We start from the raw sequence: 19,798 nt of genomic DNA, 5'->3' as shown, positions 1-19,798 counted from the left end.
CCCACTAAAGAACCACATGTACTAGCTCGCTAGTCAGCGTTTTTTAAAGTCTGGGCAGCAGCAATGAGAGCCTGCCCCAGTGCCAAGCCCCCATCGTTAGCTGGAACGTGCTGGTGAGTAAGAACCGTAAATCCTTGCGTTGTGAGTAACGTATGAGTCAACTCAAGCAAGAGTTTGTTCTGGAAAACACCACCGCTAAGCACCACGCTTGGAGGCTTGTCAAAATAATCAGAAAGCTTGATTACTGTCGTCACCACTGCTTGGGCTAGTCCGATATGAAATCTATTTGCGATCTCAGCTTTACTGGTGCCGGAATGTAGGTCATCAATCAATGCTCTCCACATCGGTTTCGGATCCAGAATCAGGCCGTTATCATTTCGCCATTCAAACGGATACGCCACATCACCAACTGGATCTTGCAATGCACAAGCTTCCAGCATCATCGCGGCTTCACCTTCGTAACTGATCGACTCTGGGACGAGAGATAAAGCAGCAGCAACAGCATCGAATAGACGCCCAATTGAACTGGTTTGTGGGCAATTCAGTTGATTGCGAATCATGTCCCTAACTATTCGAAGTGGTTGCTGATTAAGCTGCTTTACAGCTTGCCAATCGTTATCACTTGTAAAGTCAATAGAACATCGGTCCAGCCAAGCCAACAGGTTGCGCCAAGGTTGGGTAACAGCCTGCTTAGCGCCAACTAATGGAATGGTGTCTAAATGCGCTAAACGAGAGTAGCCAACGTAGTCGGCCTTGATAAATTCTCCGCCCCAAAGCGTACCATCGTCGCCATAACCTATCCCGTCAAACACCACACCGAGCACTGCGGGATGATGCAATGGAATTCGATTTTCAGCCAAACAACTGGCAATGTGTGCATGATGGTGTTGAACTGAAACGGTGTTGAGCGGTGTCGAATCGGGCGTCAAATTCTCTCTTAGGCTATTTGCATATTTTGAGGCGATGTATTCCGGGTGTGAGTCATAAGCCAGTGTATTCGGCGTGAACTGAAACAAAGCCTTATAGTGTTCAATCATTACAACAAAATCTTGCCAGACACGATGACTTTCTAAGTCTCCAATGTACTGACTCAATACCGCACCTTTTGAAGTTAGAATACAGAATGTATTTTTCACCTGCCCACCAACCGCCAGCACGTTGTCAATGTCTTCAAATCCATCGGGAACAGGGATAGGTAGCGGAGCATATCCCCTTGCCCGGCGCATGAGCTGCGTACCTAAGCAAGTTTGGCGAGCCACTGAATCATCCACACGAGTAACAATATCGCGATCATGCATCAGCCATACATCCGCAATGTCGGTCAGATCGTGCAACGCCTGGCTATTGTCTGTGCACTGTGGGTTTCCGCTGATATTGGCTGAAGTCATAACTAGCGGGCGTCCAACATACTGCATCAACATCAAATGCAGCGGGGTATTTGGTAACATCACGCCGATTTCGTTCAAGTTGGGAGCGACTTGCTCACTGAGTTGCGTCAAGACACCAGTTTCATTTGGAGCTGGAGGCTTTTGGGGAAGTAGAACAATCGGCGCGGCACTGCTTGTCAATAAACGCTCACTATCCGATGTAACGTGACAATAGTGACGAACCATGTTCATTTCGCCCATCATCAGTGCAAACGGTTTAGCAGGTCGAGATTTGCGCACTCTTAACGTCTCAACAGTACCGCTATTGGTTGCGTCACATACTAGATGAAACCCACCCAGTCCTTTAACCGCGGCGATCTGACCATCAAGAATCCGTTTACCCAGCGCCTCAATAGCATCCCCGTTTTCGAACGACACGGTATTCCCTGATTGATCACATAACCACACGCTCGGACCACACTCTGCACACGCAACGGGTTGGGCATGAAAGCGCCGATCGGCAGGATTCGTGTATTCGTCATGGCAGGTATCGCAAAGCGGAAAGGTCGCCATGCTCGTTAACGGACGATCATAGGGCATGGATTTGATGATTGAGAGCCGAGGACCACAGTGGGTGCAGTTGGTAAAGGGATAACGGTAACGACGCTGATTTGAGTCTGCTACTTCTTCGGCACAAGCAGCACAGATCGCCGCATCAGCCGGAACCCCAGCGGTGACTTTGGTGCTAGACTGACTCTCGGAGATGCTAAACCCAACAGGCGCACTTTCCTGCTCGATGATAACTCGGTCAATGGTGTCTATATTGGCCAGTGGGGGGCACTGACGGCCAAGTTCAACAATAAACCTATCGTGGCTAGTTTTACTATTCCAAAGTTCAACCAGCACCCCTTCACCGTCATTGAGCACTTGACCATTAAGTTGCAAGTCAGTCGCGATGCGCCAAACGGTGGGTCGAAAACCCACCCCTTGAACAACACCAGTAATTCGCAAACGCTCACCTTTCAAGAACTCACCTTTTTTGTCATGTCACTTAACGACACACATCTTTACTGTCTTACGCTGTGAGTAAGTAAATCCCACTTAACGATATCGCCATACCAATGACGGCATTCCAACGTAGCAGAAAGCGACCATTGTTTTGTTTAGCTTGCGTTGGTAGCACACGACTAAATAGAATGATCCCAATGATATGCAATAACGCAGTTGCGAATACAAAGCCCAAGCTATAGCCGATCACTCCCATTTCAAAAGGAATTTCTGCGCCGTGTGCGAGGCCATGAAAAACAGCAAAGACTGCAACAATGAAGGCGCCGAATGCAACACTGACGTTAAGGCCTACCGTCAATAAGAGTCCCATCAGTACCACCGAGAGCCCAATACCGAGCTCTACATCGAGCGTCATCCCGATACCCGACATTGCAAGAAATGCCGAAACCGTCATGGCTAAAACAAAAGCCGTTGGCACTTTCCAGAGCACGCTAGCATTGCGCTGCTGGAAAGCCAATTGAGCAGCCCACCCACCAACGGCGAGCATTACGAGTGCATGGTCTAATCCCGTGAGAGGGTGAAGCCCTCCCGAGACAATGCTGTGCACATAACCGGCACCATCGTGTGCGAGGGCCAGCTGCGAGAAAAGCAGGGTAAACACCGCGCTTATTTTAATTGTCAGTAGATTCCACTTCATTGTGATAACTCCTCATTAAGTATAAATGTGTCGATTGAGCCAACCTGCACTCAGCAAATCCTTGGAAGCTGGTCACCAATCAACATATCGAGCATCCGTTCACTGCCAAAGGGGGTTTTCATTGTCACTACAGGTTTGGGGTGTTTTTGATCAACATCCTCAATTTTGCCGATGATTGCCGCATGCTCGGCACCCTCTATGCGCTTAAGTACCGCTAAGCAGTCGTTGGCGTAAACCTTTGGCACAATCGCCACAAACTTTCCTTCGTTAGCAAGATACAAAGGGTCAAACCCAAGCAATTCACACAACCCTCTCACTTCTGGGCGAACCGGAATGGACGACTGCTCAAGGACAACTCGCACCTGGCTACTTTGAGCAAATTCATTCAGCACCGTCACCAAACCACCTCTTGTCGCATCTCGCAAACAGTGGATATCCGGGCACACTTTCTGTAGAGCCTGTACTTCCAGAGTGAGTGGACGACAATCAGAGGCAATTGAGGCTTTAACGTCCAGCTCATTTCTTGCCGTCACGATCGCCGCACCGTGATCTCCGACCCAACCATTAACGATGACCACATCCCCGGGTTCAGCACGGTTTGCCCTAATGTCTACATCGCGCGGGATAACGCCAACGCCACTGGTATTAATAAAAATCTTATCTGCTGCACCGCGATGCACGACTTTCGTGTCACCGCTGACAATCGCAACGTTGGCCTTATCTGCTGCTCGCCGCATACTCGCAACAATCTGGCGAAAGGTTTCTAAAGACAGGCCTTCCTCAATAATAAAGCCACAGGTCAGATACAGAGGTTGAGCGCCTCCCATAGCCAAGTCATTGACCGTTCCATTCACCGCTAGGGAGCCAATGTCTCCACCGGGGAAAAAGAGAGGATCAACAACAAAAGAGTCGGTGGTAAACGCGAGCCTGTCACCAAAATCGGTTAGCAAATTCAATGGAATACGCGCTTGGTCTTCCAGCGGTGTCAATAATGGATTTTCGAAAGCCGCAACGATCTCTTGCTCCACTAACTCCCGCATCGCTTTACCACCACTACCATGAGACAGCGTGATCATGTCTGAAAACTGCGTATCATCCACTGAACCTTGTTCCTGTTTCATCTTTACCTCACATACCTATTCGACAGTCAGTGAATATCACTTCACTGCACTACTGTCGTCCGGAACTCTAAAACCATGATTGAAATACGCCGCGCATGCTCCTTCTGAAGAAACCATCAATGCGCCTATCGGATGTTGCGGTGTACAGTTTTTTCCATACAGCTTGCACTGCCATGGTTTTATTAATCCCTTGATGACTTCTCCACACTGACAAGCTTCTGGTTCCATGACCTTTTTATGCACGAGTGAAAACTTGCGCTCTGCATCCCACTGAGCGTATTTATCACTCACTCTGACACCGGCTTCACCAATTTCACCTAGCCCTCTCAACTCGGTAACATTGCAGGCTTGATAGACATCTGCCATTGCAGCAAGCCCTGAATAATTTCCGGCGTCCTGCACAACTCGGCTATATTGGTTTTCCACTTCACACCGACCTTCAGCAATTTGCGTTACGGTCATAAGCAGAGATTGGAGAACATCAAGCGGTTCAAACCCAGTAATAACAATCGGTTTACCGTAATCCCGAGCGATGAACTGGAATGGCTCAGTGCCAAGTACCATGCTGACATGACCGGGAGCGAGAAAACCGTCTAAATGTAAACCGGGTTCATTCAATACCGCCTCAATGGTTGGTGCGGTCGTTATGTGATTACAAAACAGAGAAAAGTTAGTGATACCTTCACGTTGTGCCTGCTTGACAGTCAATGCCGTGCTAGGCATCGTCGTTTCAAAGCCAAGTGCAAAGAAAACCACTTCACGTGTTGGATTTTGTTTGGCCAGTGCCAGAGCATCTAATGGCGAGTAGACCATGCGAATATCGTAGCCTGCCGTTTTGGCATCAAGTAAGCTCCCTTTGGAGCCTGGTACGCGCATCGCATCCCCAAAGGTGGTCAATATGACGTTTGGCAAACTTGCAATGTTTATACAATCATCAACTCGCCCCATCGGCAAGACACACACAGGACATCCAGGTCCATGCACCATTTCTATTCCATCCGGTAGCAACGATTCGATACCGTATTTGAATAAGGTATGAGTGTGGCCACCACAAAACTCCATCAACTGCAGAGGCTTAAACGTTCTTCCCTCAGCAAGGACACGGCGCTCGATCTCACTCACTTTGGCATGTATAGCGTCAATAAGCGCTTTGGCTTTTTCTGGGTCACGGAACTCGTCGACATACTTCATATCACATCTCCACAGGCAATCAGTTCTGCTGCATTACCTTCATTTCTTGTTCTAGTTCACCAAGTTCCGCAAGCAGCGACAAAGTCTTCTGCGCTTCTATTTCATCAATGATGCTCATCGCGAACCCCACATGAACCAAAACCCAACTGCCTATATAGTTGGCTAAGGAGTGAGTATCATCGACAACGCAGGCAATATTTACTGGGCGCTCGACGCCTGATATATCAACAGTAGCGACGCAATTTTGCTCATCCACAATGGCGACAATTTGCCCCGGAATTCCAAGACACATACTCATTTCTCCTTAACATGCACGCTAGTGATCACTGAATATCAACAACCGCCAATGTACCTATGAACAATTAACTACTGAGTTTATTTGGCTCCAAACCATACCTTTCTAACTTCGCTCTCAGACCAACCCGCGACAATCCAAGCTCTAGTGCCGCCTGACTTTTGTTCCATTTAAGCCTTATCAATGTTTCACGTAAGATTTTCGCTTCCAGCATTTCAACTCGGTCTTTGAGACTGCCTTCCATCCCTACTGATGGCTGCTCATCTGATTCAATATTTCGGTCGCCTTGTACAACGTGCGGAGATAACAAGTCCGCATCTAAATAGTCAGTTTTTGCTAATACCAACGTACGTCTCACTTCATTCTCTAGCTCACGTACATTGCCGGGCCAGTGGTACTCCGTCATGCATTCTATTGCCTGTTCCGTAAAGCCTTTCACCGACTTCTTATATGTTTTCATGGTCCTACGCAGCACAGCGTCTGCGATGACCGCAATATCCATCGGCCTATCCCTTAACGGCGGAATATGAATTGGCATCGCAGCGAGTCGGTAGTAAAGGTCTTCTCTAAAGCGCCCTTCTTTGACATCTTTCTTAAGATTTCGATTGGTCGCTGAAATAACACGTACATTCACATGCCTACTGCGATTGCTTCCGAGAGGTCTTAACTCTCCTTCCTGCAAAAATCGCAGCAATTTGACTTGGAACTCCAAAGACGTATCACCTATCTCGTCTAATAACACGGAGCCACCATTCGCTTGTTCAAGTAACCCAGTACGTTCCGATGCCGCCCCAGTAAATGCGCCTTTCGTGTGACCAAAAAGCTCACTTTCTAACAATTGAACTGGCATCGCCCCACAGTTTTCGGTGAGAAACGGGCGATCAGAACGGTGACTTGCATAATGAAGGCAACGCGTAATCAACTCTTTGCCGGTTCCGGACTCTCCGGTAATGAGAACGGGGATATCAAACGGGGCGACTTGTTCTACCTGATCGAAAATTGCCATCATCGGGCTATCAGGTGCACAGACAATTTGTTCAAAACTATGGTGTCGTTTAAGTTTCTGCCGCTTTTCACGTGTGACTTTATGGGCTGAATCGAGTGAGCGACGCAACTCGAGATTTAATAGTGAGTTTTCTTTTTCCAGAGCATAAAGCCAGCAGGCATTTCTCACTGAAAGTAGTAACTGTTCAGGTTGCCAAGGCTTGGGAATAAACTGATAAATGCCCGCTTCATTGATACTTTGAATGAGATCACTCGGGTCTGTATAAGCAGAAATCATCAAACGCACAACATCCGGCCATTTTTCTCTCACCCGAGTAAGAAACTCACTTCCACTGGTATCCGGCATTCTTTGATCAGCCAAGACGACTTGCACAGGCATTTCAACTAATACTTGTTCCGCTTCCTCAACACTCTCTGCGGTGATGATGGCAAACTCATCCTTAAGATTTCTTTTGAGTGCTTGCAAAGACAGACGCTCGTCATCGACCAACAACACGACAGGACGCTCAGTCCGCGTATGATGTTCACTGTCACGTGTATGATTTATTTCCTCCATGTCTCTCCCTCGCCTTCCAAATCAATGTTGCGATCGCAATTGATACTCAAGTTGCTCGAGTTGTTTAGTGAGCACTTCTTTACGCGCCATTAATAGGGCATTCCTACGTTGGTGAATCCAGTCTAACCAACCATCCATACCCGCTCCCGACGTTGCAGATACTTGGATAATGTCCGCGTTAGGGTTGACCTTCTTGATGCACTGCAGACATGCATCGAGATCAAAATTAAGGTGCGGAAGTAGATCAATCTTATTGATCAATATGAGATCAGAGGCAGCAAACATATCGGGGTATTTGAGCGGTTTATCCTCTCCTTCCGTGATAGAAAGGATGGTGACTTTATGTGCTTCGCCTAAATCGAAAGCCGCTGGACAAACAAGATTCCCAACGTTTTCAATAAAGAGTACGCTGTAATCCGGTTGCTTGAGCGTTTCCAACGCATGACCGACCATGTGCGCGTCTAAGTGACAACCTTTACCAGTATTCACCTGAACCGCTTTGACGCCAGTTGAGCGAATACGTTCTGCGTCATTTGTTGTTTGCTGATCACCTTCAATAACCGCCGTAGGAATGAGAGAGGCGATATTCTCTAGCGTTGCTGTAAGTAAACTGGTTTTTCCCGAACCAGGGCTGGAGACCAAGTTAAGAACAAACTGGCTCTTCTGCGCGAACAGACGTCGATTTGCCGCGGCAAATTGATTGTTTTTCCCGAGAATATCTTGCTCAATTTGTACCATTCTCGACTGACTGAGCCCTGCTACATGCGAACCAGCCGGGCCTTGACCAAAGTGAATGTCATAACCATGATCATGCGGCTTCTCATCGTGGTGGGAGTGATGATGTTTATGTGGAGATGACGACTGAGTATCCTCGCCGACTGTCTTCTCAATTGCCACATCACCTTCGGAGCATCCACATACAGTACACATCATTTCACCTCGACTTCTCTAATTCGCATTTCATCACCGCCAGTTATCGGTAAACCAACAGAACCGCAAAACTCACAAGGCGCATACCGAGCATCTATTCGCACAGTCCTTTGACACGACTCACACCACGCACTTCCATCAATTTGTTCGATCACTAGTTTGGCACCTTGGGCAATAGTGTCATTAGAAACGACGTCAAAACAAAACGTTAACGCATCGATTTCAACACTAGATAACTGACCAATCTCCAGCCAAATGGTTTTCACTGTCGTAAATGTTTGATCATGAGCATGCTGTTCTAACGTCTGGATAATGCTCTCGCAAATGGACATTTCATGCATAATTACACCTTTTGGTTAGAACAGCAGTGTCACTATTTGATGCCGTTAAAGGATTTGATTCGATAACAAGACAGCAATTCAGCAGTAACTGGTACAAAGAACATGCCATTTAGACGCACAAACAACATGTTAATTACTAACCTTTACATAACATACAGTTAACAATTGTATGACGAGTTAATTCAATATCTGTCCGACAAGCGTTTCGTCTGTGACTGGAAAGTATCTATCCAATTATAGTTAAAACTGGATAGATAGCGTTCAGTTGGGGAAGGACGGCATAGGTATATATGCTACGGGTTGAAAAAAGGTCCAGCTACTGGCTAGACCTTTCTCGCTAATTTGAAAAGACGCAGAAGCTTAGCGTAACCTGTGGGTTTTGCTCAACTCGACTACGAACGACCTCGACCACCTGTGGCAATATAGTGCGACAGTTCCGATTGCTGCTGACCGATTGCTGACACCGTATGATGGACGCGCTTCACAACCGCCCGCATAAAGTTGAAAATCACTTTTGGATACTCATCAATCAATGGTTCGATATCCTGTCGGTCAAAACACAGCACAGATGCATCGCCAAACGCCTCTACAGACAGACTTCTTGGTTCACCATCAATAAAGCTCAGCTCGCCAGTCAAATCCCCCTCTTCCAGTACATGTAATAATGTACCTTTACCTGTTTTCTGATTCTCTCTGATCAAACCAAGTCGTCCAGAGGTGACCATGTAAAAGCTGTTTGCTGCGTCTCCCTGACGATATAAAAACTCACCATCTTTCAACTTCTCAATTCTGGCCGCTCGCTGAGCGAGCACTTGTGCTCCCTCTTCTCCAATGTAAGAGCCTATTGGCGCTTGGAGTATCTGCTTCACGACTTGCTCTGCTTGGGGTTTGTTCATTCCTTCACTCCTTGATTTTTTGATAAAACCTACATGTGAGCCAATGCCGGACTGCAAGGATAAACCCCCGCGGTCATGACTTGATTGACTGCGTGATTTAACCGTTGCCGTGAGCAATCAGTCAGACCGAGTTTAAGCTCCCATTCATCACCTTTTATGGCTAACAACCAGACATCCGGATACACCTGATACACCTGATGGCATAAAGCTAAAATCGTCTGAACTGTGATGGCATGCGAAGTAAATGAATCATCGAGTCTTGGCTTAACTCTCGATAGGGAGAAACTCTCCGTACCAGAATCTTTTGTAGCATCGACAAACAGCACTCTTTTATGGCGCCGCAGTAAATCCACATCTTCAAAAAAGAGCTGATAGTGGCGTATTAAAGTAGCATCTAGGTCGGAAAGCGCCTCAATGTCATCAATAAAAGCCCACCCCAGACCATCATCTTGCCGACCAACATTGCCTATTCCATATATCAGATCGAACGAGTTCAGCGATATCGGACTATCTGTATTTTTCATCCAATAACCTTCCTGATTTATCAATAAGCGAGACTTTTAGTGGCATTTGTCCCATAGCGTGAGTTGCACAACTTAGACAAGGGTCGTAAGCTCTAATCCCCACTTCAAGTGCATTCATCATGCCTTCGGTAATTTCAGCTTTGCCTGAAATCCAGTCCTGTGCCACTGCCTGTACGGTACGATTGATCACCGTGTTATTTTGCGTCGTGGAGACAATCAGGTTGGCAAACGTCATATTACCGGCTTCATCAGCACGGTAATGGTGGAGTAGCGTTCCACGAGGTGCTTCGACCACACCGATTCCCTCTCCCGTCCAAGCGCCTTTTTCAGGAGTGATAATCAGTTGCTCACCTTGTAGGTCTGGATCGTTTAACAGTTCTTTAATCAGCTCTGCAGAATGAAGAATTTCGATCGCCCTCGCCCAGTTGGTATGCAACGTCATATTATTCGCTTTACCCTGAGTGTAATTATGGAAACGTTCGAGGGCCTTCTGAGCTAACGGCGTATGATATCGGCGTGTCACGTTCACCCTTGCCAGTGGCCCAACCCGTACAGAGCCAGCTTCTCTACCCAGCGCTTTAAGGTAAGGAAATTTCATATAGCTCCAGGGCTCTGTCGCTTCGGAGAAGTGATCAAGGTAGTTGTGATAATCCGTTTCCAGAACGACATTCTTATCTTTATCTATGACTTTTAATGTGCCGTGATAGTAGTCAACGTCACCGTTTTCATCGACAAGACACATATCCAGTGCTTCCACGACACCAAAGCCGTCAATCTCTTCTTGATGTTTCTCGTGATAGTCATAGAAAAGATTTAGAGCATCTTGCGCATAGTCAATCACTTGATCGATCGAAAGCGTATCTTTGCCACCCTTAAGAAAATAATCTCGTTGTTCTTCAGATAAATTGCTGTTTACTCCGCCCGGAACAGAACTGATACCGTGCATCCGTTTACCCAGTACTGCTTGAATAAGTTCCTGCCCCCAGCGACGTAGCTCAATCACTCTTTTGACAAGCTCAGGATTTGCTTCAGCAAGCCCCAAGATATTACGTTTTTCCGGAGCCTCTTCAATTCCGAACACCATTTCAGGCGCGATCAGATAAAAATAGGCCGTCACATGCGATTGCAATTGCTGAGCGTAATGCCCTAAACGACGCATTTTTTCCGGTGTGGGTAACATTTGAATTCCGTCTTTCAACCCCACGCCAACCATATCATCGAGTGCTTTCGCGCCACACAAATGGTGGCTCACAAAACAAATGCCGCAGATGCGCTGAAGCAGCATTGGGGCTTCCCAATAGGGGTGACCTTGGATGAATCGTTCAAACCCCCTAAACTCGACAACTTGCAGTTTGGCATCCACCACGTTGTTATTGTCATCAAGTTGGAGGGTCACCTTACCGTGCCCTTCTATACGGGTAACGGGGTCAATCACCAATGTTTTGCTCATGAGAATCACCTTCCATTTTGTTAATCATACCGATTGATCGATGATGGCAAGTCGATTTCGCGACCATTCACTAAATCATCCAAAACTTTAAAAATGGCATCCCCATCAGGGGGACAACCCGGTATGAAGTAGTCCATTTTCACAACTTGATGCGCGGGATATACTTTGGTTGTTATACGGGGAACATCGATATGCGGAATGACATTGTCCGAACCTGGCGGACGTGTAGTTGAAGATATATAAGCTTCGTCTAAACATTCCGTTAAGCTGACTTGGTTGCGCATCGCCGGAACACCGCCCCATACAGCGCAGGCACCGACTGATATCAAAATATCGCAGTTCTCACGAAAGTGCTCTAAGGTTTCAATATTCTCATCGTTGGCAACACCTCCCTCGACAAACCCGATCACACAACGTTCCGGTATACGCTTTACATCCGTGATGGATGAACGGGTAATCGTGACCTTATCCAGCAAACCGAGGATGCGCTCATCCATATCGAGGAAAGACAAAGTGCAGCCCCAGCAGCCACATAGTCCAATCATGGCCACTTTGATTTTATCTTCTCGTAGCGCGATGGTTTTCGCATCGAGTGGTGTTTTAGGCAACTCATGGGAGTAAATCACATTGGTATTACTAGTACTCATTTGTGCTCTCCTCTTAATGCGCGTTCACGAACGGTTTCAATCTCGTATTTACGCTTGCCAATTGGTGCGTCGAATCCCACCGCTTTCTTCAGAATGCAACCTACCGGACAAATGTCCATGGCGGCTTTCGCCTGCTCATCACTCATTTTATTCGCCAGCTCAACATCGATTTCTATCCGAGCTTTCGCGCCGCGTTCACTGATATTGAATATTTTTTGCCCTGTCTCCTCATCGCGAATAAACTCGACACAACGCTGACAAAATATACAGCGGTCTCGCTCTAACCAGATTTTATCTGAGCAATAATCGTTCTCGGTGATAGGGAAACGATAAGGGAATCGAGAGACCATCATTCCTGTTTCGTAGCCTACGGCTTGAAGATCACACCGACCGCTTTTTTCGCAGCTTGGGCAATTGTGCTTACCTTCCACGAACAACAACTCAATCAGCGCTTTACGCATGTCTCGTACTTCAGGTTCCTCAACTTCCACGACCATGCCATCCTGTACTGGAATCGTGCATGACGCCACCGGGTTACCATTCACTTTGCAAGTACAGACACGACAAGTACCAAGACAAGGTTTCCCTCTCTGATAGCAGAGAGACGGGATGTAGACTCCTGCGTCATTGGCAACATCTATCAAACCCTGCCCTTCTTCGGCAGTTACTGTCTTTCCATCAATGGTTAATGTGATTGTCATTTGATTGCCTCCTGAGAACCCGCAGCGGCTTTGGTCGTTTTCGGCATCAGAGCTTCGGATGCCACAGCAAACCCTTCCATCGCCGCATTGAGATCAAACGATGCTAATAGAGGACCTTGTTGCTGAGTCAGCTTGCTCTGATAGATTTCCGGGAATTGATTTAATGTGGTTAGAATCGGTTTCGAAGAAGTCGTACCAAGGCCACAACGACTGGTACTACGTATAATGTTTGACCACGCTATGATTTCATCCAAATCCTGCTCAACAGCATGACCGTTCATAATCAGGTTGATTTTGTCGTAGAGTGCAACATTGCCAGCGCGACAAGGAACACAAATCCCACAGGATTCTTCCATAAAGAAGTGGATAAAATCGCGTACGATCGCCAGCAGATCCCGCTGTTGGTTAAACACCATGACCGAGCCATTACATGACAAATCACTGTAATCAAACTTCCTTTGTGCCCCTTTAGAGACCGATACACATTCTCCTGAAGGGCCACTGATTTGCACTGCGTGGGCGTTCTCAGCCCCCACTAATGACAATACATCAGAGAGCGTAGAACCCCATTCAATCTCGTAGATACCTGGTTTTTTAACATCCCCAGCCACACTGATTAAGCGCGTACCCGCCGAAGTCGAGGTTCCCATCGCTTCATACCATTTCGCTCCTTTTTGCATAATGCGCGCGACAGTGGCAAATGTTTCTACGTTGTTCACCGCAGTGGGTTGACTGAGATATCCCTGCTGAACGGGGAACGGAGGTTTAACTCGGGGCGTCCCTCGCTTCCCTTCACAAGATTCGATCAGTGCTGACTCATCGCCACATATGTAAGCACCAGCCCCCAGTTGAATGCGGATATCAAAACTGAAGTCCGTTCTACCTTGTATTTGCTCACCTAACAATTGCTGGCTTCTCAGGTCGGTCAATTTAGCTTCAAGGTATGGAACTAGATAAGCGTACTCTGAACGAAGATAAAAAATGCCTTCTTTGGCTCCAATGGCATACGCCGCAATGATCATACCTGCAAACACCTGCTCCGGACTCTTTGTCATGATCACGCGATCCTTATAAGTGCCCGGCTCCCCTTCGTCCGCATTGCATATCAGGTATTTTTGTTTGCCTGGCGCATCACGACATAACTGCCATTTCAAACCGGCAGAGAATCCGGCACCACCACGCCCACGTAACTTAGAAGCACTGGTCGCATAAACCACCTCTTCAGGGCGTTTGGCAAGAATATCCGTCACAACGGCTTTAATATCAAAATCATCTTGGAAGAAAATTGGCCCCGCGTGGTAGACCTGAGTCTTCACCAAGTTGTCAATGTACTCCACCGAGTCTTCCGCTAACTGTTGTGGATTTGCTAGAGCTTGCGCCGTAGTGCCGTTTTTTAACGCTGTAATAACGTGACGAACTTTAGCGGGATCAAGGTGTGTAAAAGGAATACCATCTACCAGCATGGCAGGCTCTTGATCAGACAAACCAATACAATGAGTATCGAAAAGCCCAAAACAACCATCTACTGAAACCTGACCAAATTGGCAACCGACCGCATCTTCCAACGCTTCACGGACCGCTTCGTATCCATTCATACGTGCGATCACAGTATCGGCAAGATAAATTTTATGTTCACCCGATGGACGACTGTGGAAGAAGTGGTAAAACGACAGGGTTTCCTGAACATCCAAAACAGATAGATTTAATCCTGCGGCTAACGCTTCTGTGGCTGGTCGTGAGATATACCCGTCTCGGTTTTGAACCTGCCATAACATATCAAGCAGCCGATCTCGGCGATGTTGATATTGGTTTAGAATTGAAGATACGTCATTGCTCATTCTTGTACTCCTTGTTTGCCTGTTACCTACGCTACGTCCACAGCATCCCAGCTAATGTATTTATTGTTATTCACACATCTTATGAAGTTCGGTCAGTCTCGCTTTGAAGGCAGCGGCACAAACAAACCTGATGTTTAATTCCACTCACTGAAACACATCCACTGAACTGAAAGGAGGGGCACTTTCTCGACTTTCCCTAATTTATGTAAGGTTATGCAAAGGGCACGCCAATCGTTAATTAAATGTTAATTTCATTTGTTTTCATATGGATAGAGATAAGCCCTTGGTGCTTTTCAATGTCTGGGTACTTAACTTCTTTCCACTTTCACGTTGCAATTGGTTATTTAGCTTCCAGTTATTTAAACCAACTGGACGCCACGCTTACGTATACTTTTGGCGTAGACTCACTCAGTGATTTGGTAAATGGCAGAGTCCATAGCCGCACGAAATGCGCTTAATGTCTCTCGATAATCAGGTGTTTTGAAAATGGCGGAGCCTGCAACAAAACAGTCGGCACCAGCGCTGGCCAAACGAGCCACATTTGTGACGTTAACCCCTCCATCCACCTCTAAACGGATGTCTCTACCTGATGCTTGGATCATTCGTTTGATTTGCGCGATTTTCTCGTAAGCAGAGTCAATAAACGTTTGCCCACCAAAACCGGGGTTGACCGACATAACCAGAACGAGATCCACTTTCTCCATCACATACTTGATCGTCTCGGGAGACGTGGCGGGGTTGAGCGCAACACCAGCTTTACAGCCGCAGCTCTGAATCAGTTGCAATGTGCGGTCAAGGTGTGGGCAGGCTTCCTGATGAACCGTAATCCATTTCGCACCAGCTTCAGCGAAGCTTTCAACTAACTGGTCAACCGGTTCAACCATAAGGTGAACATCTAACGGCGTTGTAATTCCATACTCTTGTAGATGCAGATACAAAGAGCGACAAACGTCCGGACCAAATGTGAGATTAGGCACAAAGTGATTATCCATAACATCGAAGTGGATGAGATCCGCTCCTGCATCAATGACGTTTCGCACTTCCTCTCCCAAGCGGGCAAAATCTGCGGACAAAATGGAAGGGGCTATCCATGGTTTCATTGTTCTCTCCCTATTTTTCTGATGTGGTAAGTTCAACTTCCATCTCACGGTAATAACGCATTACCCGTTCGACTTCCTCTTTCGCTCCAAGGATGACCGGAACGCGTTGATGTAACGATTCAGGCTTAATAGAGAGCAAACGTTCGCGACCGTTTGTGGCCGCACCGCCAGCTTGCTCAACGATAAAACTCATCGGATTGACTTCGTAAAGAAGACGTAAGCGACCGTTTTTCACATTTTCACGTCTGTCAGCAGGGTAGAGAAACACCCCTCCTCGAATCAAAATTCGATGCACTTCTGCAACCATGGAAGCGATCCAACGAGTATTGAAGTTACGCCCTCTGGGGCCAGCTTCCCCTTCGACCAGTTCATCGATATAACGCCTAATGGTCGCATCCCAATGACGATGGTTAGAGGCGTTGATGGCAAACTCACTGGTTTTAGAAGCGATAGTTAATGATGGGTGGGTCAGAATAAACTCACCTACGTCATGGTCGAGCGTAAACCCATTTACACCATGTCCGGCTGTCAGGACCAGATTCGTCGCAGGTCCATAAAGCACATAGCCCGCGCAAACCTGGCGCGCACCGGGTTGAAGAAAATCTTGCTCTTGTGGTTCAGTCACCCCTTCCGGACAGCGTAAAATAGAGAAGATCGTTCCGATAGAAACATTAACCTCCGTATTGGATGAGCCATCCAGTGGGTCAAATACCAGTAAATATTTTCCTTTTGGGTATCGCCCTGGGATCTGGTATACCTCTTCCATTTCTTCAGACACCATCCCAGCTAAGTGACCTGACCACTCCAGCGAGCGCAACATGACCTCGTTTGAGATGACATCCAGTTTCTTCTGCATCTCTCCTTGAACATTTTCGCTCTCCGCGCTGCCGAGCACATCGATCAACTGACCGCGATTCACGTCATCTGCAATCTCTTTACATGCAGTAACAATCGCATTTAACAGCAACGTAAATTCACCCGTAGACTCAGGAATACGGCGTTGTTCTTCAATGATAAACCGGGTAAAAGTCATTCGTTTTCTCATAACAATTTCCTCATATTCTTGGTTCGTTATTGGGGAAACGCTGATGACTCGGTTCGACGCTTACTCGATTAGAACCATTGAATACTAAGTCCTCTATTAGTGGCTGCATAATAAGCTCCATCGCTAGCCCCATTTTCCCCCCGGGGACAACGATATTGTTACGTCGTGACATAAACGAGCCATGGATCATGTTTAAAAGGTACTGAAAGTCGACACCCGTTTTCTTAGGATCTCGAAAACGGATCACCACCATGCTCTCATCCAACGTCGGAATCGCTCGGGCTATAAACGGGTTGGAAGTATCGACCATCGGGACGCGTTGGAAATTAATATCAGTGCAGGAAAATTGTGGCGTAATGTAATGTATATAGTCATGCATACGGCGCAGTATGATGTCTGTTACCGCTTCGCGGCTGTATCCTCGCACACTCGTGTCGCGATGAATTTTTTGAATCCATTCCAGATTCACGATCGGGACAACACCAATAAGCAAATCAACATATCGCGCGACATTGCAAGATTCTGTTACCACACCGCCATGCAGTCCTTCGTAAAACAACAGATCAGAGCCTTCCTCTACCGGTTCCCACGGAGTAAACGTACCAACCTTCTGGTTGAACTGGTGGGCTTCTTCTTCGTTGTGTATGTAATAACGATGTTTAGCGGTACCTGTTTCGCCATAGGTTTTAAACGTTTTTTCGAGCTCTTCAAAACGGTTACCTTCAGGCCCAAAGTGGCTGAGGTTGCTACCCTCTTTCTGAGCATGCTCTAAGCGTTCCCGCATCTCAGCACGGTCATACCGATGATAACTATCACCTTCAATGATTACCGCTTTATAGCGGTTGCGGCGGAAAATCTGTTCCATCGCATTTTTTACTGTTGACGTACCCGCTCCAGAAGATCCGGTTACCGCAAGAATTGGGTGTTTAATAGACATAATGGGTACCTCCTTAGCTTGTCGCAGTAGCTCGCTTTTCGGATTGGTAACGTGCTGCCATTGACTCAAGGTTAAGTGGTGTAATCTTCGCTGCCATACCGGTGCAGCCAAAAGCGTCGTAGCGCTCTACACACAGAGCCTGCATTGCATCCGTAGCCGCTTGCAAAAATTTGCGTGGATCAAACTGTTGTCGATTTTCATACAGGTACTTTCTGACCGCTCCTGTACTCGCCATACGCAGGTCGGTGTCAATATTCACCTTCCTCACGCCATGCTTAATCCCTTCGACAATCTCTTCAACGGGAACGCCGTAGGCTTGTCCCATATCGCCACCGAATTCATTGATCGTCGCGAGCCAGTCTTGAGGCACAGAGGAGGAGCCGTGCATCACAAGGTGTGTATTGGGAATACGCGCGTGAATCGCTTTGACCCTGTCTATCGCAAGAATGTCTCCGGTCGGCTCTCGAGTAAATTTGTACGCTCCATGACTAGTACCGATGGCGATCGCTAATGCGTCAACGCCTGTTAGTAAGACGAACTCCGCCGCCTGCTCGGGATCGGTTAACAACTGCTCTCGGTCCAGTACTCCTTCGGCGCCAGAACCGTCTTCTTCTCCCGCTGTGCCACTTTCGAGTGAACCAAGACAACCAAGTTCACCTTCCACTGAAACCCCTCCGGCATGGGCTATCTCAACCACTTTCCGCGTGACATCGCAGTTGTATTCATAAGAGGCAGGTGTTTTCATGTCTTCGAGCAACGAACCGTCCATCATCACAGACGTAAATCCGTTTTGAATCGCTTGTAGACATACGCTTGGTGAAGCACCGTGATCTTGGTGAACAACAATCGGGATCTGTGGCCACTGCTCGACTGCTGCCAACATTAAATGACGAAGAAATGTACTGCCTGCATAGTTTCGTGCTCCGGCAGATGCTTGCAAAATAACCGGGGCGTGACAGGTTTCAGCGGCACGCATAATGGCATGAACTTGCTCCATGTTATTTACATTAAATGCAGGCACGCCATAACTATATTCCGCTGCATGATCGAGCAATTGCCTAAGGCTAATTAACGCCATAGTTATCTCCTTGTTCTAAGACAAAATAATTGAATTCGAACGCATATATATTTTGTTCTTACCTTATTTTGTTTGTCGCCAAATGGACTACTCATCATTAGAAATTATTAGAAACTGTTTCTGAGTAGTTATTTCCTTTTCTTACAACATTTATTAATCCATCCCGAGACCAAACAAGCCAATAAGAATTAACTTCCCAGAGAATAAATAAAACTTATATAACAATAATTCCACATATAAACAGTCACTTATAAATAACAGTTAAAATAAAATACAATTAATTTAACCTATTGAAAAACAACACGTTAGATCGCATAACTCGCTATATTAAATGAATAAAAACTTTTTCTTATAGAAGCTATAAGTGTTTCCAATTTTTATTAATTTCTTTGCCATACAACAATTAATACACGCATCACGCTCATACCTTAGAGCTGATGAACAACCATCAGAGAAGGAAATGATTATGGCTAAGAACTACCAAGCAGGGGTAAAGGAATATCGCGAGACCTACTGGGATCCGACTTATGTACCCGCAGATACCGATCTATTGGCGTGCTTTAAAATAAGTCCTCAACCTGGCGTTCCAAGAGAAGAAGCGGCAGCAGCTGTCGCTGCGGAATCTTCAACCGGGACCTGGACGACAGTCTGGACCGACCTATTAACCGATTTGGATTACTACAAAGGCCGCGCATATGCCATTGAAGATGTTCCCGGTGACGACACCGCCTTCTATGCATTTGTCGCCTATCCAATCGATTTATTTGAGGAAGGTTCGGTCGTTAACGTACTGACATCACTCGTAGGGAACGTATTTGGCTTTAAAGCGATACGCGGGTTACGCCTAGAAGATGTACGTTTCCCAATTGCGTATGTAAAAACGTGTGGTGGCCCACCAAACGGTATTTTTGTCGAACGAGATCGTCTGAATAAATATGGACGTGCTCTGCTTGGTTGCACCATCAAACCCAAGTTAGGTTTGTCTGCCAAAAACTATGGCCGGGCCTGCTACGAGGGGTTAAGAGGAGGCTTAGATTTCACAAAAGATGATGAAAACGTCAATTCACAGCC

The 19,798-nt window shown here is 46.8% G+C and carries 19 protein-coding genes; 1 reads left to right on the top strand and 18 read right to left on the bottom strand.

Annotation, left to right across the window (positions count from 1 at the left end):
• Positions 1 to 29: 29 nt before the first annotated feature.
• The 18 genes from hypF to fba form a co-directional block, all read right to left on the bottom strand.
• Positions 30 to 2,393 (bottom strand): carbamoyltransferase HypF, encoded by a 2,364-nt coding sequence (gene hypF / locus HCZ42_RS17430; protein ID WP_167422046.1) that lies wholly within the window; start codon positions 2,391 to 2,393, stop codon positions 30 to 32.
• A gap of 49 nt (positions 2,394 to 2,442) precedes the next feature.
• Complete coding sequence (locus tag HCZ42_RS17425) at positions 2,443 to 3,072, bottom strand: HupE/UreJ family protein (protein ID WP_167422045.1); 630 nt, start codon at positions 3,070 to 3,072, stop codon at positions 2,443 to 2,445.
• 50 nt (positions 3,073 to 3,122) lie between these two features.
• A complete protein-coding gene (gene hypE, locus HCZ42_RS17420; protein ID WP_167422044.1) occupies positions 3,123 to 4,193 on the bottom strand; it encodes a hydrogenase expression/formation protein HypE in 1,071 nt (356 codons plus the stop codon).
• 36 nt (positions 4,194 to 4,229) lie between these two features.
• Entirely contained in the window at positions 4,230 to 5,384 is a 1,155-nt protein-coding gene (gene hypD, locus HCZ42_RS17415; RefSeq protein WP_167422043.1) for a hydrogenase formation protein HypD, read from the bottom strand.
• A 19-nt stretch (positions 5,385 to 5,403) separates the two neighbouring features.
• Entirely contained in the window at positions 5,404 to 5,676 is a 273-nt protein-coding gene (locus HCZ42_RS17410; protein WP_167422042.1) for a HypC/HybG/HupF family hydrogenase formation chaperone, read from the bottom strand.
• 70 nt (positions 5,677 to 5,746) lie between these two features.
• Entirely contained in the window at positions 5,747 to 7,240 is a 1,494-nt protein-coding gene (locus HCZ42_RS17405) for a sigma-54-dependent transcriptional regulator (protein ID WP_167422041.1), read from the bottom strand.
• Positions 7,241 to 7,261: 21 nt separating this feature from the next.
• Positions 7,262 to 8,173, bottom strand: a complete 912-nt coding sequence (gene hypB, locus HCZ42_RS17400; RefSeq protein WP_254868987.1) for a hydrogenase nickel incorporation protein HypB — start codon at positions 8,171 to 8,173, stop codon at positions 7,262 to 7,264.
• Positions 8,170 to 8,511, bottom strand: coding sequence for a hydrogenase maturation nickel metallochaperone HypA (gene hypA, locus HCZ42_RS17395; protein ID WP_167422040.1), 342 nt, complete (start codon positions 8,509 to 8,511; stop codon positions 8,170 to 8,172). The genes hypB and hypA overlap by 4 nt, the downstream gene beginning before the upstream one ends.
• Before the next feature lie 392 nt (positions 8,512 to 8,903).
• Positions 8,904 to 9,407, bottom strand: coding sequence for a Crp/Fnr family transcriptional regulator (locus HCZ42_RS17390; RefSeq protein ID WP_167422039.1), 504 nt, complete (start codon positions 9,405 to 9,407; stop codon positions 8,904 to 8,906).
• 29 nt (positions 9,408 to 9,436) lie between these two features.
• Positions 9,437 to 9,931, bottom strand: a complete 495-nt coding sequence (locus HCZ42_RS17385; RefSeq protein WP_167422038.1) for a hydrogenase maturation protease — start codon at positions 9,929 to 9,931, stop codon at positions 9,437 to 9,439.
• The gene (locus tag HCZ42_RS17380) at positions 9,915 to 11,381 is read right to left on the bottom strand and encodes a Ni/Fe hydrogenase subunit alpha (protein ID WP_167422037.1); all 1,467 of its coding nucleotides are present in this window, start codon (positions 11,379 to 11,381) and stop codon (positions 9,915 to 9,917) included. The genes HCZ42_RS17385 and HCZ42_RS17380 overlap by 17 nt, the downstream gene beginning before the upstream one ends.
• Positions 11,382 to 11,401: 20 nt before the next feature.
• Positions 11,402 to 12,028 carry an NADP oxidoreductase gene (locus tag HCZ42_RS17375; protein WP_167422036.1) on the bottom strand — a complete coding sequence of 209 codons (627 nt, stop codon included), beginning with the start codon at positions 12,026 to 12,028 and terminating at the stop codon, positions 11,402 to 11,404.
• Positions 12,025 to 12,729 carry a 2Fe-2S iron-sulfur cluster-binding protein gene (locus HCZ42_RS17370; protein ID WP_167422035.1) on the bottom strand — a complete coding sequence of 235 codons (705 nt, stop codon included), beginning with the start codon at positions 12,727 to 12,729 and terminating at the stop codon, positions 12,025 to 12,027. The genes HCZ42_RS17375 and HCZ42_RS17370 overlap by 4 nt, the downstream gene beginning before the upstream one ends.
• Positions 12,726 to 14,567: an NAD(P)H-dependent oxidoreductase subunit E gene (locus HCZ42_RS17365; protein ID WP_167422034.1), complete on the bottom strand. Its 1,842-nt coding sequence runs from the start codon at positions 14,565 to 14,567 to the stop codon at positions 12,726 to 12,728. The genes HCZ42_RS17370 and HCZ42_RS17365 overlap by 4 nt, the downstream gene beginning before the upstream one ends.
• A gap of 404 nt (positions 14,568 to 14,971) precedes the next feature.
• Complete coding sequence (gene rpe, locus HCZ42_RS17360) at positions 14,972 to 15,667, bottom strand: ribulose-phosphate 3-epimerase (protein ID WP_167422033.1); 696 nt, start codon at positions 15,665 to 15,667, stop codon at positions 14,972 to 14,974.
• Positions 15,668 to 15,677: 10 nt separating this feature from the next.
• Positions 15,678 to 16,712, bottom strand: a complete 1,035-nt coding sequence (locus HCZ42_RS17355; RefSeq protein ID WP_167422032.1) for a class 1 fructose-bisphosphatase — start codon at positions 16,710 to 16,712, stop codon at positions 15,678 to 15,680.
• Between the two features lie 10 nt (positions 16,713 to 16,722).
• On the bottom strand, positions 16,723 to 17,649 hold the full coding sequence (locus HCZ42_RS17350; protein WP_167422031.1) for a phosphoribulokinase: 927 nt from the start codon (positions 17,647 to 17,649) through the stop codon (positions 16,723 to 16,725).
• A gap of 13 nt (positions 17,650 to 17,662) precedes the next feature.
• Entirely contained in the window at positions 17,663 to 18,727 is a 1,065-nt protein-coding gene (gene fba / locus HCZ42_RS17345; protein ID WP_167422030.1) for a class II fructose-bisphosphate aldolase, read from the bottom strand.
• 466 nt (positions 18,728 to 19,193) lie between these two features.
• Between fba and HCZ42_RS17340 the strand changes: the two genes are divergently transcribed.
• The coding region (locus HCZ42_RS17340) for a RuBisCO large subunit C-terminal-like domain-containing protein (protein WP_254868986.1) at positions 19,194 to 19,798 on the top strand (605 nt) is incomplete at its 3' end.

Origin of the sequence: Vibrio hepatarius (assembly GCF_011806575.1) — a bacterium.
GTDB lineage: Bacteria > Pseudomonadota > Gammaproteobacteria > Enterobacterales > Vibrionaceae > Vibrio > Vibrio hepatarius_A.
The sequence above is the reverse complement of the archived record's forward strand: the minus strand, read 5'-3'. Positions and strand labels throughout refer to the sequence as shown.